The sequence below is a fragment of the Actinoalloteichus sp. AHMU CJ021 genome (assembly GCF_002895405.1).
Taxonomy (GTDB): domain Bacteria; phylum Actinomycetota; class Actinomycetes; order Mycobacteriales; family Pseudonocardiaceae; genus Actinoalloteichus_B; species Actinoalloteichus_B caeruleus.
Genome location: NZ_CP025990.1, coordinates 207,769 through 224,509, shown reverse-complemented (window position 1 = coordinate 224,509; position 16,741 = coordinate 207,769). Strand labels below are relative to the sequence as shown.

Below are 16,741 nucleotides of genomic sequence, written 5' to 3'. Positions count from 1 at the left end.
TCGGAGTCCGTCATTGCTCCGTTGGGGCCCGTACGAATGCGGGAGCAGGTGGTTGAGGACCGAACCAAAGGGGGACGGGACCACAAGGTTAGGCGACAGGAACGTGCTCGCGTTGCCGCTCTCCGTGATCGCTTCATAGGATCGGCGCGACGATCACCGGTGATCTTGGAGCCCGTTCCGACTCCCTGACCCCGGCTCGTGAAGCTCCGACGGCGAGGGGGAATCGCGGGTTCGCGTGCTGGCGGGAAAAGGAGGCAGTGTGTCCGAGACCGATGTCCGCACCCCGGACCTGGCCGAGCTGGACGCGACCGGCACCCACCCCGAGGTGGACCCGCCGCCCGACCGCACCGACGTTCCCCCCGGCCTCTTCCACACCCTCCTGGAATCCTCCACCCTCTGCATCGCCTGGTCCGACCTCACCCTGAGGGTGCTCGGCGTCAGCCACGAGTTCTCCCAGGTGGTGCGACGACCTCCCGGCCAGGTGCGGGGCCACGACATCGCCGCCCTCGTCGAGCCCGGCTTCGCCGTCGACATCCGCCGCCGCGCCGAACACCTCGCCGACGGCAGCGCCACCCGCTTCACCGAGAACGTGCTGATCCGCCGCGCCGACGGCGCCCTCGTCCCCGGCCACCTCACCGGCACCGCCCTGTGCGGGGCCGACGACCAACCCCGCATGCTCGTCGTCGTGTTCACCCCGGAACGGGGCGAGCGGCCCGGCGGACGGGGGGAACCGCGGCTCAGCCGCGCCGGCAGCCGCGTGCTCGAGGCCGTCGCCGCCGGCCAGTCCACGGCGTGGATGTCGGCCCACCTCTACCTCAGCCGGCAGGGCGTCGACTACCACGTCCGCACCCTGATGCGGAAGCTGGACGTGCCCAACCGGCCGGCGCTGGTCTCCAAGGCCTACAGCCTCGGCATGTTGCGCCCGGGAGCCTGGCCACCCCGAGTCGCCCCGGAATGGGTCCGGTGATCGTCGGGCGCGAGCGGGAGTTCGACCAGCTCGCCGCCCACACCGACCACGTCCGCGCCGGCCTGGCCCGGCTCGTCGTCGTCACGGGAGCCGCCGGCACCGGCCGCACCGTCGTCCTCGACACCCTCCGCCGGCGACTCGCCGCCGACTTCACCGTCCTCCGGGCGGCCTGCCGACCCTCCTCCGCCACCCGCCACCGCGGCACCGTCCACGCGCTGCTCGCCCCCCTCGGACACCACCCGGGGCCCGCCGACGCCGGCGACGACACCCACGAGGCCCTGCACGCCCCCTACCGGCGGGTCAGCCAGCTGATGCGCCACCGCCCGCTCGCCCTCGTCATCGACGACGCCCAGTGGTGCGATGCCGCGTCGCTGCGCTGGCTGGACTTCCTCCTCCGGCGGACCACCCGGGGACCGCTGCTGGTCGTCCTCGGCTGGCACGACGCCGTCCGCGCCCCGGCCGACCCGGTGCTCACCCGCCTGCTGCGCGGCCCCGGCGCCGCTGGCCTGCCCCTCCCACCGCTGACCGAACCCGCCGTGGCCGAACTGGTCCGCGAGGCGTTCGACGGCCCCGGCACCCCGAGCTTCGTGCGCCGCTGCCACGACCTCACCGGAGGCAACCCGGCACTGCTGCGGCGGCTGCTCGACGAACTCCACACGGCCGGGATCACCCCGGACGACCGCGACGCGCACCGGGTGACCGAGCTGGGAGCCGAGGTCCGTCGGCGATCAGCCCTGATCCGCCTCGACACCCTGCCCGACCACGTCCGGGTGGTCGCGAGGGCCCTGGCCGTGCTGGAGGACCCCGGACCCGGGGCCACCCCCGGGATCGGGCTGGTGGCCGCGCTCGCCGGCGTCCCGGAACACGTCGCCAGCCATGCCATGACCGCACTGGCGCGGGCCGGGCTCGTCACCGGCGGCCGGTTCACCCACACCACCGGCCGGCTGGCCGTGTTGACCGCGCACCCCGCCGACGAACTGCCACGCCTGCGGGACCGGGCCGCCCGCCTGCTCAACGACGCCGGCCGCCCCGCCGAGGAGGTCGCCCTGCGACTGCTCGAACGGAACGGCCCCCTCGAACCGTGGATGACCGGGGTGTTCCGGGAGGCCGCCGACGCGGCCCGCCGCCGCGGCGCCCCCGAGGACGCCGCCAGCTACCTCGCCAGGGTGCTGGCCGCCGGCGGGCCGCTCACCCCACCGGTGCAACTGCGCATCGAGCTGGCCCGCCCGCTGGCCCAGGTGGACCCCGCCGCCGCCCTCGCCCACCTCGCCCCCGCCCTCGCCGGAACCACCGGGGCGCGGGACCGCGCCAGCCTCGCCGTCCAGGTAGGACTGACGGCCGTCAGCGCGCAACGCGCCCCGGAGGGGACCCGGGTGCTCGCCGACGCACGAGCCGAACTCATCGCCGCGGTGGGCGACAACCCGGGACCCACCGACCGGGAGCTGCGCGCCCAGGTGGAGTCCACCCTCCTGCTCACCGGCATCCAGGAGGCCAGCACCCTGGCGGAGACCCGGGCACTGGCCCGGAGCATCCCCGCCCCGCCGGGGCGCACCCCCGGGGAACGCCAGCTCCTGGGAGTCCTGGCCGCCCTCGACGCGGGCGGGGGAACCGACCTGCCGCGCAGCCTCGACCTCGCCGAACGGGCCGTGCGGGTCCCCGAGGGCACCGGGGACTGGGCACTGGTCAGCGCCACCTTCGCCCTGCACCTCGCCGACGAGCTGCCCACCGCGCTGACCGTGCTCGACCGGCTCACCGACCCCGCCCGCAGACGGACCCACTCCGGAACCCTCAGCGTCGCCCTCGCCAACCGGGCCCACGTGCTCTTCGCCGCCGGACGCGTCCGGGACGCCGTCGCCGACGCCCGCGACGCGGCCGAGGCGGCCGCCCGCAACCCCCGGCGCACCAGGGCCGCCTGGCCGAACACCATGCTCGCCGTGACCCTCGTCGCCCACGGCGACCTCCCCGGAGCCGAACGCGCGCTGCTGCTCGCCCGCCGCCCCGGGGCCGACCGGGTCGTGTGGAACCACCCCTACCACCTGCTGGCCCGGGGACGAGCCCGCTGGCAGAGCGGCGACACCGAAGGCGCCCTGCACCACCTGCGGCGCTGCGGCGACCACCTCGACCGGACCGGTATCACCAACCCCCTGTTCGCGACCTGGTGGGTGGACGCCACCGCGATCCTCGTCGAACTCGGCCGGCGCACCGAGGCCGGTGAACTGGCCCACCGGCAGCACGAGCGGGCCCTGCGCTGGGGCGCGCCCCGCGCCATCGGCCTCGGGCTGACCGCCCGGGGACTGGCCGAGTCCGGGCGCCGCGCGGTGGCCCTGCTGTCCGACGCGGTGGACCTGCTCGCCACCTCCCCGGCGCGGCTGTGCCTGGCCAACGCCCGCTTCCGGCTGGGGGAGGCGCTGCTGCGGGTCGGCCGGAACCGGCAGGCCCGCGAACACCTGCGCGCCGCCCTCGACCTGTCCACCCAGTGCGGGTCCCAGGCGCTGTTCCTCGCCGCGAGCCGCCGCCACGCCGCCGCCGGCGGCCGCCGGCGCTCCACCGGACCCGCCGCCGTGGACCTCCTCACCGGCGCCGAACGGCGGGTCGCCGCCCTGGCCTCCGCCGGCCACACCAACCGCGAGATCGCCGACGCGCTGTTCGTGACGGTCCGGACCGTCGAGGTGCACCTCACCAACACCTACCGCAAGCTCGACGTGCCAGGGCGGGCCGCGCTGCGCGCCGTCCTCCCCGAACCCGACCCGACCGGCCAACACCGATGAACCCAGACCAGCCCGCCGCGCCGCCGGCGACCTCCGCCGCGTCCGTGCTCACCGGACGGCGCCACTGGCAGGACCAGGCCGCCAGGGCGCACCTGCTCGACCGCGCCCCCCAACTGGCGATCCTGCGCCGGATCGTCTCCCAACTCCTCGCCTCCACCCCGTCGGTCGGGGTCGTCGAGGGAACCCCCGGCAGCGGGCGCTCCGCGCTGCTGCTGCACGCGGCCGCCGCCGCCGAACGGCGCGGCGCCAGGGTCGTGCTCGCCAGGGGGACACCCGCCGAGACCCGGCTCCGGCACGGCATCACCTCCCAACTGCTCGGCGCGCTCACCCCACCCGGCAGTTCCCTGTGGACCTCGCCGGTGTGGACCGACCCCGACCGCGACGCCGAACTCGTCCCGCTGCTGTGCCGGGACTTCCTCTCCGTCGCACGCCAACAACCCCTGCTGGTCGTCGTGGACGACGCCCACTGGGCCGACCGGTGGTCGGTGGGCTGGCTCGGCGCGCTCCGCAGGCGCCTGCGGGACGTCCCACTGGCACTGCTGCTCGCCGGCGACACCGGAGCCGTGCCGCTGTCCCCCCGCGCCGAGGGCGCGCCGCACGGCCCGGACCGGGTCACCGCGCCACACCTGCTCGCCGTGGGTCCGCTGACCCCCGAGAGCGTCCGGACCGCCCTCGGGCGGGCCGGTGCGCCCGCGCCCGAGACGCTCGCGCGGGCGGCGACCGACGCCACCGGCGGCAACCCCTGGTTGCTCGACGTCCTCCGCCGCCACCTCGGATCCGCCAGCGTCCCCCCGGAGGACCTCGCGGCCACCGACGTGTGGCGTGTCGTCGCGGCCGCCCACGGCGACCGCGTCACCCGGCTCGCCGCGACCCTGGAGGCCGAACCGGCGGGACTGCTCCGCGCGCTCGCCGCCACCGGGGGCCGCCTGCCGTTCCGGCTCGTCGCCGCACTCGCCGGCCTCCGCGACGCCTCCGAGCGCGTCGTCCTCGACCGGCTCGCCGGAATGGGCCTCGTCCGGGGGCGCGGCGGCCCCGACGACCGCCCCGACGTGGTCGGACCGATCGTCCGCGACCGCGTGCTCGCCGAGATGCCCACCCACGACCGGGAGGACCTGTACGCGCGGGCCGCCGACCTCGGCCACCGGTCCGCCGTGGACGACGTCGACGTCGCCGAACTCCTGATGCGCGCCCCATCCGGCGGCGGGGGCTGGGCCGTCGGGGTGCTGCGACGCGCCGCCCACCAGGCCCGCGCGACCGGCCACCCCGACGACGCCGCCCGCTACCTCGACCGGGCGCTGCGGGAACCCCTGGCCCCGACGACGCGGGTCAACACCCTGATCGAACGGGCGGCGGTCAGCGCCACGGCGGACACGGGAGAGCGCTACCTCGCCGACGTCCTCGCCGACGCCGGCGGTGGACGAGCCCCCGGCGAGGCGACCCTGCGCGCGGCCGACCTGCTGCTGGCCGGGGGACGCGGACGCACCGCCTACTGGCAGCTGTCCGCGCTCGCCGACGCCCACCACGCCGACACCACCCCCGAGGAGATCCACGCGCCGTTCACGGCGTTGTGCCAGCTCGCCCACGCCACCCAACGCGGTGAACCCGGCGGGCTCGTCGAGCTCGCCCCACCCCCGCTGCCACCGGACCCCGGCGACCCCGCGCGGAGCGCGGCGCTCGCCCACGCCCTCGCCGTGGCCGGAGTGGACCTGACCAGGACGGTGGACCTCGCCCGCAGGGCACTGTCCCCCAACGGGCAGCCGGCCACCAGCGCACCCCTCACCGCCGCCCTGACCGCCCCCCGGTTGGCCGCCGCCCGCGCGCTGTCCCTCGCGGGCCGGGACGAGGAGGCCCTCGACGCCATCGACACCGTCCTGGCCGAGGCCCGCCGCCAGGCCCCGTCCTGGGTGGTCGCCCGGGTGCTGACCGTCCGAGCCGGAACCGCGCTGCGCGCCGCACTGCCCGCCGAGGTCGACCGGACGCTGGCCCTGATCAGCGACGCCCTGCCGGCCGTGCGACGGTCGAGGAGCCTCGCCGCCCAGGTGGCCTCGGTGCGGGCCCTCCACCACCTCGACGTGGGTGACGTGGCCGACGCGGAGCGGGCGCTCCGCACCTGTCCCCCCGACGTCACGATCGGCGGGGAGATCGGAGCCAGGGTGCTCTACACCCGAGGTCGGCTCAGCCTCGCCCTCGGCGAGCCGGGGAAGGCGCTCGCCGACCTCCGCCAGTGCGGCTGGCGGCTGTTGGCCCGCCAGGAACCCAACCCGGCGCTGCTGCCGTGGCGCGGACACACCGCCACCGCCTGCCTGGCCACCGGCGACGTCGCGCAGGCCACCCGGCTCTTCGACGAGGAACGGGAGCTGGCCGGCAGGTGGGGAGCGCCGGCGCCGCTGCGGCGCACCGAGGAGCTCGCCGCACGGGCGTGGTCGACGCTGCACCGCACGCGACGCCGTGACCTCGTCGAACCCGGGTACCCACTCGGTCGCCGCTCGGGGGAACCGGGGCGGGAGGACGTGCGGTGACCCCCGACGGGCACGTCGTATCGTCCAGCGGGAGGCGAGAGGCGATGCGGCTGTGCGAGCGCGAGGGTGAGGTCGCGGCGATCCGCGCCGCCGTCCGCGCCGCCCACGCCGGCCACGGTTCCCTGACCGCCGTCGTCGGCCCGCTCGGCATCGGCCGGACCGCCCTGCTGCGCTCGGTCGCCGACCAGCTGGAGGAGACCGCCGACACCCGGGTGGTGCTGGCCAGCGGGGCACCGCTGGAACGGGAGTTCGCGCACGGCGTCACCCGGCAACTGTTCGAACCCGCCATCTGGTCGGCCGACCCGGAGCGCCGGTCCCGCTGGTTCGCCGGAGCCGCCGCCCCCGCCGCCCCGCTCCTCGACGCCGACCCCGGCCCACCCGACCCCGGCCCACCCGAGCCCGTCCCACCGGCGACGCTGTGGCCGGCGCTGCGCGCGCTGGCCGCGAACCTGGCGGCGGAACGGCCGCTGCTGGTCGTCGTCGACGACCTCCAGTGGGTCGACACCGAGTCCCTGCGCTGGCTGGGTTACCTGGCCCGCCGGTTGGCCGGTGTCCCGGTGACCGTCGTGGCCGCCGCCTGGGACGTCGGCTGCTGGTCGGAACGCCCCGACGTCCAGGACGTCCTCGCCGCCGCCACCCGCACCCTCCGGCCCCGACCGCTGGGCGTCGACGCCGCCCGCACCCTGGCCAGGGACCGCTTCGGCGCACCGGTCGAGGAGGAGTTCGTCACCCGGGCCCACGCCGCGTCGGGGGGCAACCCGATGTTCCTCACCGGAATCCTCGACGCGGTCGCGTCCTCGGGGGCACCCGCCACCGCCGACCAGCTCACGGCGGAGGACAGCCCGTGGTCCGGGCTGCTCGGCGACCGGCTGACCACCTGGTTGGACGCCGTCGTCGCGCCCGTGCGGGACGTGGGCCGCGCGGTGCTGGTGCTCGGCGAGGAGGCGACCCCCGAACTCGTCGCCGACCTCGTCGGACTCGACCAGCTCACCTGCGACCGCTCGCTGCACGTCCTGGGCCAGCTGGGACTGGTTGACGTCGACGGCACCTGCTCCTTCCGCCACCCCTGCGCCAGCGCCGCCGTCGACCGCGCGATGGGCGTCGCCGAACGGGAACGCCTGCGCCAGGGCGCCGCCCTCCTGCTGCACCAGCGGGGCCGACCCCCCGAACGCGTGGCCGAACACCTCCTCGCCGTCACCACCCCCCAACACGCCTGGGCCACCAGGGTCCTGCGGGAGGCGGCGGACACCGCGCTCCGGCGGGGAGCGCCGAGAAAGGCGGCCGACTACCTGCGGCGGCTGCTGCTCGACGTGGACGACGGGGTGGTGCGCGCCCGGCTGCTGGTGGAACTCGCCCTCGCCGAACGCGAGTTCGACCGGGCCGCCGCGCGACGACACCTCACCCAGGCCGTCCCCCTGCTGCCCCACCCCAGGGAACGCGCGGTCGCGGCCACCCGACTCGCCCCGGAACTCCTCGACGAGGTGACGCCCGCCGTCCGCGAACTGCTGGGCCGCGCCGAGGCGGACCTGCGGTCAGGGGAACCGCTGACCGGGCAGGACCTGGAGATCGCGCTGCGGGTGGAGTGCCGGGTCCGCCGCGCCGGACTGGCACCCGACACCGAGGACTCCGTCCTCGACCGGCTCCGCGACCTCGACGTCGTGCCAGGCGGCCGCACCCCGGCCGAACGGGAACTGGTGTCGGTGCTGCTGCACCAGGCCACCGGCGGACTCCTGCTGTCCTCCGACGCCGTGGGGCGGATCGGCCGGGCGGTGCTCGCCGGCGAACCCGCCGCCGCCCGGCACGTCCACACCGGACTGGTGCTGCTGCCACCCACCCTGGTGGCCGCCGACGCCGCCGAGGACGTCGGCACCTGGCTCGACATCGCCCTCGACCAGGCGCGGCGGCAGAACTCCGTCGTCGCCCGCGTCCTCGTGTCGGTCGGCCTGGTCAGCGTGCGGCTCGGAGCGGGCGACGTCACCGGGGCCCGGACGTGCGGGCTGGACGCCGTCGCGCTCGCCGAGTCGGAGTGGCCGGACGGCCTACCGCTGTGCCTGGCGGCGCTGGTGCCGACGGCGTTGCTGCCCCGCGACGCGCGCATGGCGCGCTGGCTGCTCGACCGGTTGGAGCGGCACGCCACCGGTTCGGAAGGCGCGGCCTACCACCACGACGCGCTGCTGCCGCTGCGCGGGTTCCTCCGCTCCCACGCCGGGGACCTGCCGGGAGCCCTCCACCACGTCCAGGAGTGCGGCCAGCTGCTGGCCCGCGCCGGGCGCCGCAACCCGGCGCTCAGCCCGTGGCGGCACTGGGCCACCTCCCTGCACCTGCGGATGGGGGACCCGGCGGCGGCCAGGGCGGTGGCCGCCGAGGAGTACGACCTCGCCGTCCGGTGGGGTGCCCCCGCCACGCTGGGCGCCGCGCTGCGGTTGCTGGGGACTGTCACCGACGGCAGGAGGGGCATCGAACTGCTCAGGGAGTCCCGGCGGGTGCTCGCCGGTTCGGGGAACCGCCTCGAACTCGGCCGCACCCTGGCGGAACTCGGCAGGGCACTGCTGCGGGCGGGCGATCCGGCGGCGGAACCGGTGTTGCGGGAGGGCCACGACCTGACCGCCGACCGAGGGATCGACTGGCTCACCGACCGTTTCCGGTTCGACCTGGCCGCCTGCTCCCGGGCGTCGGGGGTGGACCTGGTGCTCACCAGGGCCGAACTGCGGGTGGCGGTGCTGGCCGCCGAGGGCAGGACGAACAAGGAGATCGCCGACACCCTCACCGTGAGCGTGCGCGCCGTGGAGAAGCACCTGACGAGGGTGTACCGCAAGCTGGCCGTCGACGGCCGCTCCGGGCTCGCCGCCGCACTCGTCCCCGTCTCCACCGGCCCCGGCGACCCGAGCACCCGAGCCTGCTGACTCCCGCCACCCGCCCCGTGGTCCGCCACGGTGGCGGCGACCTGGCAGGCCGGGGTCCCGCGCGTTCGACGTGCGGACACCACCGGCAGCACCTCGTCCACCCTGTCGGGCGGTCGTGCTCGCCGGACACCACCGGTGACCCGACCGGCGTGACGGCCACGTTCGTGCCGGCGCCCAGTGCGCGGCAGCCCCCAGCTGCGTTCCGGTAGCCGGTCATCCCCCCTGCCCTCGCGCGAACGCGAGGTGGGCCGGGCGGAGCGGCGCGGCCCCGAAGGTCACCGCCAGGCCTGACGGGCTGGGGAGCGTGGGCGGGCGTGCCCGCATCCGTCGTCGTGGCGCGCCTGGCCCCTCTCGCTCCCCACCCGAACGACCAGCTCGAACGCGTCGCCCGATGTGTGCGCCAGCCGACCGACGTGCTCAGGCGTGCCTGCCCACCGGTGCTCGTCGTGGCAATGGGCAGGAGGATGCGCGCCCGCCTGACCGTTCCAGGTGATTCCTCACCCCCGACGGGGGGCCGTGTGCGGAGCGCACCAGACCAGGCGGGCGCGGATGTGTGGGCCGAGGTGGAAGCCTCGAAGCGCGCTTTCCGGGGTGGTCGCGCTGACGCGCGTGCCGCCATCGAGCAGGACTATCTCGGCACGGTCGCCGAACACCATTCCCCAGGCCGCGATCTGGGCGTCCACCCGGTCGCCGTACTCCTGCACGACCGCGAACAGCCGTGGGGCCTCATCAGCCACCATGCCCCGCACCAGTGCGGTGAACTCCGCCTCGTCGCAGATCGGTTCCATCCCTCGGGGATCGGGCACGTAGGCGTCCATCGGGTGGTGGGTGCCCTCTGGTGATGGCGGGTTCTGTGCTGCGGCTAGCATCTGGTCGCTCACTCCTGGTGCGTGGTCGGGTACTCTGCGTCCATCCAATGTTGAAAGCGGGAACCCAGAAATGCTAGTGGGAACTCGGTTTTTTCACCCGTTCAGCGTCGCGCGCATGGGCGGGTGTCGAATCGTGTGCGGAAGGGGCATTCGATGAGCCAGGACAACGGTGACGTGGTCAACGCGACCGTGCGGCGATGGCAGCTCACCGAAACCCTGCGACAGTTGCGCGAGCGCGCCGGGTTGACCATCGAGCAGGTCGCGGAGCAGCTGCGTGCCTCCGGGGCCGGAAAATGGTCACGCTCGAAGATCGGCAGAATCGAGACCCGCGAGCAGGGCGTGCGGATCCGCGAGGTCGAACAACTCCTCGACCTCTACCAGGTCGCCGACGCGAACCTCCGCGCCTGGCTGCTCGACCTCGCCGCCACCGCCCACGAACGTGGCTACTGGCGCGCGATCCGCAAGGATCTCCCGGAGGACTTCCACGACTTCCTGAACGTCGAGGCCTCGCTGGTGGCACTGCGCCAGTTCGAGACGATGCTCGTCCCCGGACTGCTGCAAACCCCCGACTACACCCGCGCGCTGATCAGCGGTATGAGCCCTGGCCTCGCTGCCGAAGTCGTGGAACGACGCGTGGTGGCCCGGATGGCCCGCCAACAGATCCTGACCAGGCCGAAGCCGCTCGACTGCCATGTCATCCTGGAGGAGACCATCCTCGAACGGCCGGTCGGGACGCCCGTGATCATGCGCAACCAGCTGCGCCGCCTGGTCGAGGAGGCGGAGGCTGACCACATCACCCTTCAGGTGCTTCCCAGGACCGTCGGAGCGAGTCCCGCGATGGAGGGACCGTTCTCCGTCCTGACTCTCCCCGACCCCATCCCGGATTTCGGCTACGCCGAGGGATCCGGCGGAGCGGCGTACATCGAGGACCGTGACGCTGTCCGCGCTTGTATTCTGAAGTGGGCTGTCCTCACCGAGCGAGCGCTTCCCCACACCGACTCGGTGGATTTGGTCAGGAAAGCCGCGAAGGAGTACCAGTGATCCACGACGAAGGAGGACGCCAAGTGGTGGACAACGACGCCTTGGCTCACGCCGCGTGGCGCAAGAGCAGCTTCTCGGGCAGCGGTGGCCCAGGAGGCGGCAACTGCGTCGAGGTCGCCCCGCTCGCCAACGGCACCATCGCGATGCGCAACAGCAAGCACCCCGACGCGGGCGTCGTCTTCTTCACCCGCGCCGAGATGGCCGCGTGGATCAAGGGCTGCAAGGCCGGCGAGTTCGACGACCTCGACACCCAGTGACCTGGAGCAGGCGCACCGGGACACGGTGCGCCTGTCCCCAGCGAGCTCACCGTGACCGCCACCGGGAGCGGGAGCACGACCACCAACGGCCCCGCAGCGCGGCCTCCGGGACGAAACTGATGCCACGCGGTGGCTGCCCGTGCGCGGGTTCGTGATGGAGAAGGTGGGAGTCAGAACCTCAGCTTGGCGATCGCGTTGAGGTCAACGGCTGGCCTTTTACACCGAAGCCGAACTCGCCGCCGATCTCGGCCGATGTCTGCGCGACGTGGGCGACCCAGACCAAGGCGCCAGTTTGATCAAACAGGCGTTGGACACCTATGAACCGTGGCGGGTGCGCAGCCGATGCTTCGTCCAGGCTGACCTCGCCCTCGCTCACCTGGCCAGCCGTGATCTGGAACAGGCCGCCTCCGTGGGACGGGACGCCGTGCGCATGGCGCGGCAGGTCAGCTCCAACCGTGTCCTCGACAGGCTCCGTATGCTCCAACGGCGGGTTCGTCCGCTGAGCAGCACCTCACCGGACGCGCGCGAGCTGGACGACCGCATCACCGACCTGACCCGCACCCGTACCCACCGAGACGAGGACACCGCCACCTGATGACCACCGGAATCGACTTCGAGGGTGCCCGCATCTACGCGATTCCCATGCGTGCCCGCTTTCGGGGCATCACCGTCCGCGAGGGGATGTTGCTCGAAGGTCCTGCCGGGTGGGGCGAGTTCTGCCCCTTCTCCGACTACGACGACACCGTGTCGGCGGGGTGGTTGTCGACGACCATCGAGCAGTGCGCCATTGGCTGGCCGCCAGCCGTGCGTGACCGCATCCCCATCAACTGCACCGTGCCCGCCGTCGGCCCCGAACGGGCCTATGAGATCACCGCGAACTCGGGGTGTCGGACCGCCAAGATCAAGGTCGCTGATCACCCCGAGTCGCTCCCGGAGGACCTCGCTCGCGTGGAAGCCGTTCGTGCCGCACTCGGGCGGGACGGCGCGATCCGGGTCGATGCCAACGGAGTCTGGGACACCGACACCGCCGTGTCCCACATCCGCCAGCTGGACAAGGCCGCCGGCGGGTTGGAGTACGTCGAACAACCCTGCCGCACCATCGAGGAACTCGCCATCGTCCGGCGGGCTGTCGAGGTCCGGATCGCCGCCGACGAATCCATCCGTCGCGCCGACGACCCACTACGGGTGGCCGTCGCGGGCGCAGCGGACGTCGCGGTGATCAAGTGCACCCCACTCGGTGGCGTCCGTCGCTCGTTGCGGGTCGCCGAAGCCGCCGGGCTTCCCTGCGTGGTCTCCTCCGCACTCGAGACCAGCGTCGGTCTCGCCGCACAGGTCGCCCTCGCCGCCGCACTGCCCGAACTGGACTTCGCCTGCGGTCTGGGCACGCTGTCGCTGTTCGAGAGCGATCTCGTGTCCGGCCCCGGCTCCCTGCGGGCAGTGGACGGCTTCCTTCCCGTGCCTCGCACGCCACCAGCCCCGGACCCCTCCTTGCTCGCTACCTACGAACTCGTCGAGCCCGAACAAGCCGGGTGGTGGCGCGACCGGCTGGCCCGCGTGCGCGCGGTGCACGGCGCGGACCGGTCCGGCTGATACGAGCGTGAGGGCGGCGGTCCGCGCGGAAACACCCGAGGAGCTGATCGTCCCTGCTGGGTTCCGCGTTGGTGCGGTTCGGGCCTCGCTGATCGTTCGAGCTTGTCGTGCGCCCAAGGGCAGAGGAGGGCGCACGACCAGGACGTCGCGTGGGCCTCGGCGCTCCTCCTCATCCAGCAGCGCAAGGGCCGCTGCTCGTCGGTGGTGTGCGGAGTGGCGGTGGCACGCTCGTCCAGCGTGTCCGCGAAGGGCCGTGTCCGGTGCCTCGCATCCCGCGCAGCGGCGACAGGGCGGGGTGTGGGTCGCTTCCTGCATCGGCGCGCACTCGACGTGCTTCGGTGGGGGCGGGGAGGCCGGGGGTGCCAGCGGGCTCGGGTGCCCCGCACCGGCCGGTCAGCCGCTCGTCGTCCGGTCCCGCGCCTCGGTGCCGGCTGGGAGGGCGTTCTCGCGATCCGTTCCCGCCGCTCCGGCGGATTCGGCGCGTTCGATCTCCTGGACCCGGAGTTCCCGGCGGGGCCCGTACCACAGCGTCCACCCCAGCAGGCCCACGATGAGCACGGGTGTGCCGAGTGAGCCCACCGTGGCCATCACCGGGATCGGGAGCAGGAACACCAACGGCACCCGCAGCACCGCCTCCGCGACGAATCCCAACCCCCACACGATGGTGGTGCGGTAGAAGAGCCGGCGGAAGTGCGGGCTGGCCCGCCACCGCTCATCCCACGCCGTCGACTCCGCCGCGTCGAGACCGGCGAAGCGCTTGGACGCCGCGTAGAGCAGCGGACGGCGCAGCAGGCAGGTCAGCAGGAACAGCAGCCCGGTGACGGCGGTGCCCACCGACTCCTTGAGCAGCAGGAACCGGGCGTCTCCCGTGACGAACGACAGGCCGAGGCCCACCGCGAAGGTGGCCGTCATGAACAAGGCGAACGCGTCGAGCCGCCGGGTGCGCAACAGCACCCAGCCCAGCCGCAGACCGGCGACGACGGTCCCGGCCAGCAACGCCAGGTAGTCACCGGCCCCGGCCCACCGGAACACCAGGTACGCCGACACCGACAGGCCGGCGTCGAGGAACACCCCGCCCAACACCCGCGCGGGGCGAACCGGCGAGCGAGGACGCCGCTCGTCTCCGCCCACCCGGCCTCCTCCCACGGTTTCCCCGGCCCCGACCATTGTCGAACGGAGCGCCGCCCGGTACCCCGGGAGATCCTCCACCGCTCGGTCAGTGACCGCCCACCGGTTACCGCCCGCTGACCCCACCGGTGGAAGCACGCACTGTCACCGGGGTGGCACGGATGGCTAGCGTGCCCGGTCCACGGGGCCACCGCCGTTCCGGTGACCGGCGGTGGCCCTCCCAGCGGGGCACCGCGCTCCGTAGGCGTCCGGCCGTGACGGGGCGGGGGAGCGGGACGGCGGACCCACGACACCGCGCCGGGCGGGCACGGCAGCGCGGGACGACCCACCACGACGGCGGAGCGGCGGCACAGCACCGACGCCTGATCCGAAAGCGGGGCCGAAGGATGCGAATTCGTGTACTGGGCGCGGTCCGGGCGGAGGCGCGGGGAACGGCCCTGCTGCTCGGCGGGCCCAAGCACCGGGCGGTCCTGCGCTACCTGGCGTTGCGGGCGAACTCCGTGGTGTCGATCGAGGACCTGCTCGCGGCCCTGTGGCGCGACGAACCCCCCAGGACCGGGCGGAAGATGATCCAGAACACCGTCTCCGAGCTCCGGGGTGTGCTGGCCCAGGACGACGACCCCTCGGGCGGCGCGGTGCTCCTCACCCACTCCCCGGGCTACCTCCTGCGCATCGACCCCGACCGGGTCGACGCCGGGCGCTTCGCGCGGCACGCCGAGGACGGGCTCCGCCTCCTGCGCGACGGCGACCGGAGGCAGGGACTCGACCGCCTCCGCTCCGCGCTGGCGGTGTGGCCGCCCGAGGCACCCCAACCAGCACCGGGGTCCCTGGAGGCGGAGTGGGCCGAGTGGCGGGACCTCCTGCGGCTGCGGCGCGCCGTGGAGGAACGGATCGTCGAGGAGTCCGAAGCGGGCGGTGCCCTCGCGGCCCGCCCCGAACCGGACCGTCCTCCCCGGGAGGTGATTGGACCGGACGGTGGTGGGCTCGGCACGAGCAGCGTGCTGTTGGTGACCGCCGAGTCCCCGGCCACACCCGGTGAGTCCCCCGCCGAGACGACCCACCGGGAGGCGTGGGCCGCCGCCCGGGTGCACGCGCATCTGCGCGCCGCCGGAGGGCGGGTCCACGTCGAGTTCGGGTCGCTGGTCATCGCCGTCCTGCCCGCACCGCCCGCCGAGGCCCGTGCCGTCGCCGGCCGCATCCGGGCGGACCTGATCGGCCGGGAGGGCGGCCGGGCCCGCACCGTCTCAGCGGTCGTGCTGCCCGCCGGGCCGGCGGAGGAGCCCGTACCGGCCGCCCTGGTCGACGAGGGGGTCCGCCTGCTGTCCGAACGCGAACGGGGAGTGGAGGCGGCACCGGCGGAGTTGCTGTCGGAGGTGAGGGCGTGACACTGCTGAACCATCGCCTCCGAGGTCGGCCAGGCTCCCACCCGTGAGCGCGTCCCGGTTCCCGCGCCGCGTCAACCTCGCCTGGAGGCCGTGCTCGGCTGTCCCCGGCGGTGGGGGTGCTGGAAAAGCCGGTTGAGCGCATGCTCCCCAGCGTCGGGCTGCCAGCGAAGTGAGGAACCGTTCGGCCACGGGTGGTGGTGTGGCCGAATTCAGGGCAGTTCGTGACCTGAATTGCCAGGGATGGGTAGGCCTGCGGGCGCCGGAGGGCGGCCGGAACTGTGCTTCGCCGCCGAACGGCAGGGAGTGGACAGCCCGCTCGGGTCGCGTGAGCGAGTGGTCGTGCGGACCGTTTCTTCGTGGTTCGAGGTACGAACGGGCGAGAACTCGCAGGTCAGATGGTGGTGAGAGGTGTGAGGGACGGCGGGGAGGGCGGGAACGGCAGTTGTTGTGGATGTTTCACCAGGTATGGCGCGATGTGGTGGCTGACGGGAATTGCGGACAGTTTCGTGCTGGTGGGCGGCGCGTGGTCGAGCGGTGCGGATGTCCTCGCCGTCGCGGGAGGGCGGCGGCGGGTCGTGGGGACGCCTGGTGGAGTCGCGAAGGGCCTGCTGGAGGGCTGTGGCGGGGGGACGGGATACTGTGGGCAGGGAGGATCTGTGGGATGCGGGAGACCGTCGGGAAAGTGAATGAGAATCGGTCGTGTCGCTCGTAACGCCGCAGGTCAAGAAGTGTCGTCCCCGCGCACGCGGGGCTGTTCCGGGTAGACATTTCCTTCATCGTTTCGATGAAGTGTCGTCCCCGCGCACGCGGGGCTGTTCCGGACTGCTTTGGGTGCACTGGGTGCACCCCGTTGTCGTCCCCGCGCACGCGGGGCTGTTCCGGATCGCTGCGACGTTCTCCAGGAACACGAATCGTCGTCCCCGCGCACGCGGGGCTGTTCCGGACCCGCCGACCAGCACGATCCGGATGCGGCCGTCGTCCCCGCGCACGCGGGGCTGTTCCCTTCCGCCCCCACGTGGGGCGGGTGAGACCAGCGTCGTCCCCGCGCACGCGGGGCTGTTCCCGCAGGCCACGGCGGATCACACCGAGGCGCTGCGTCGTCCCCGCGCACGCGGGGCTGTTCCGGGTCCGGGTCCGGTTCGTCGGAGAGCACGGTCGGTCGTCCCCGCGCACGCGGGGCTGTTCCTTCGCTGCGACGGGCCGCACTCTGGAGCCGGTCGTCGTCCCCGCGCACGCGGGGCTGTTCCTCCGTCACGATCACTGCGGGGGATCAGCGGCACGTCGTCCCCGCGCACGCGGGGCTGTTCCTGACTT

At 74.1% G+C, this 16,741-nt stretch carries 11 protein-coding genes and 1 CRISPR repeat array (1 of these 12 cut by a window edge); of the genes, 9 read left to right on the top strand and 2 right to left on the bottom strand.

The window, feature by feature from the left end:
* Nucleotides 1-259 precede the first annotated feature (259 nt).
* From C1701_RS00770 to C1701_RS00755, 4 genes are read left to right on the top strand one after another with little or no spacing between them, the layout of a single operon-like run.
* The gene (locus C1701_RS00770; protein WP_081715691.1) at nucleotides 260-967 is read left to right on the top strand and encodes a helix-turn-helix transcriptional regulator; all 708 of its coding nucleotides are present in this window, start codon (nucleotides 260-262) and stop codon (nucleotides 965-967) included.
* Nucleotides 964-3,735, top strand: coding sequence for an AAA family ATPase (locus C1701_RS00765; RefSeq protein ID WP_162183686.1), 2,772 nt, complete (start codon nucleotides 964-966; stop codon nucleotides 3,733-3,735). Before C1701_RS00770 ends, C1701_RS00765 begins: the two co-directional genes overlap by 4 nt.
* Nucleotides 3,732-6,254: an AAA family ATPase gene (locus tag C1701_RS00760; protein WP_103055323.1), complete on the top strand. Its 2,523-nt coding sequence runs from the start codon at nucleotides 3,732-3,734 to the stop codon at nucleotides 6,252-6,254. Before C1701_RS00765 ends, C1701_RS00760 begins: the two co-directional genes overlap by 4 nt.
* Complete coding sequence (locus tag C1701_RS00755) at nucleotides 6,251-9,157, top strand: AAA family ATPase (protein ID WP_337662047.1); 2,907 nt, start codon at nucleotides 6,251-6,253, stop codon at nucleotides 9,155-9,157. Before C1701_RS00760 ends, C1701_RS00755 begins: the two co-directional genes overlap by 4 nt.
* A gap of 497 nt (nucleotides 9,158-9,654) precedes the next feature.
* On the opposite strand, the gene C1701_RS00750 is transcribed toward C1701_RS00755, so the two are convergent.
* Nucleotides 9,655-10,026, bottom strand: coding sequence for a hypothetical protein (locus C1701_RS00750; protein ID WP_337662046.1), 372 nt, complete (start codon nucleotides 10,024-10,026; stop codon nucleotides 9,655-9,657).
* Between the two features lie 153 nt (nucleotides 10,027-10,179).
* Here C1701_RS00750 and C1701_RS00745 point away from each other — a divergent pair, with 153 nt between their 5' ends.
* From C1701_RS00745 to C1701_RS00730, 4 genes are all read left to right on the top strand, one after another.
* Nucleotides 10,180-11,067 carry a helix-turn-helix domain-containing protein gene (locus tag C1701_RS00745; protein WP_103055320.1) on the top strand — a complete coding sequence of 296 codons (888 nt, stop codon included), beginning with the start codon at nucleotides 10,180-10,182 and terminating at the stop codon, nucleotides 11,065-11,067.
* Complete coding sequence (locus C1701_RS00740; protein WP_245588941.1) at nucleotides 11,064-11,324, top strand: DUF397 domain-containing protein; 261 nt, start codon at nucleotides 11,064-11,066, stop codon at nucleotides 11,322-11,324. The genes C1701_RS00745 and C1701_RS00740 overlap by 4 nt, the downstream gene beginning before the upstream one ends.
* A gap of 292 nt (nucleotides 11,325-11,616) precedes the next feature.
* Nucleotides 11,617-11,919, top strand: coding sequence for a hypothetical protein (locus tag C1701_RS00735; protein ID WP_030107206.1), 303 nt, complete (start codon nucleotides 11,617-11,619; stop codon nucleotides 11,917-11,919).
* Nucleotides 11,919-12,914 (top strand): o-succinylbenzoate synthase, encoded by a 996-nt coding sequence (locus C1701_RS00730; RefSeq protein ID WP_026420369.1) that lies wholly within the window; start codon nucleotides 11,919-11,921, stop codon nucleotides 12,912-12,914. The genes C1701_RS00735 and C1701_RS00730 overlap by 1 nt, the downstream gene beginning before the upstream one ends.
* 393 nt (nucleotides 12,915-13,307) lie before the next feature.
* On the opposite strand, the gene C1701_RS00725 is transcribed toward C1701_RS00730, so the two are convergent.
* Entirely contained in the window at nucleotides 13,308-14,045 is a 738-nt protein-coding gene (locus C1701_RS00725; RefSeq protein WP_337662045.1) for a VC0807 family protein, read from the bottom strand.
* A 383-nt stretch (nucleotides 14,046-14,428) separates the two neighbouring features.
* Here C1701_RS00725 and C1701_RS00720 point away from each other — a divergent pair, with 383 nt between their 5' ends.
* Nucleotides 14,429-15,427 carry an AfsR/SARP family transcriptional regulator gene (locus C1701_RS00720; protein WP_337662044.1) on the top strand — a complete coding sequence of 333 codons (999 nt, stop codon included), beginning with the start codon at nucleotides 14,429-14,431 and terminating at the stop codon, nucleotides 15,425-15,427.
* A gap of 730 nt (nucleotides 15,428-16,157) precedes the next feature.
* A CRISPR array of direct repeats spans nucleotides 16,158-16,741; the repeat unit is 28 nt; unit sequence GTCGTCCCCGCGCACGCGGGGCTGTTCC (it continues 301 nt past the right edge of the window).

Excerpts from the sequence above, each read along its gene's own strand:
- C1701_RS00760 (WP_103055323.1), top strand. The coding sequence starts at position 3,732 with ATGAACCCAGACCAGCCCGCCGCGCCGCCGGCGACCTCCGCCGCGTCC.
- C1701_RS00750 (WP_337662046.1), bottom strand. The coding sequence starts at position 10,026 with ATGCTAGCCGCAGCACAGAACCCGCCATCACCAGAGGGCACCCACCAC.
- C1701_RS00745 (WP_103055320.1), top strand. The coding sequence starts at position 10,180 with ATGAGCCAGGACAACGGTGACGTGGTCAACGCGACCGTGCGGCGATGG.
- C1701_RS00730 (WP_026420369.1), top strand. The coding sequence starts at position 11,919 with ATGACCACCGGAATCGACTTCGAGGGTGCCCGCATCTACGCGATTCCC.
- C1701_RS00720 (WP_337662044.1), top strand. The coding sequence starts at position 14,429 with ATGCGAATTCGTGTACTGGGCGCGGTCCGGGCGGAGGCGCGGGGAACG.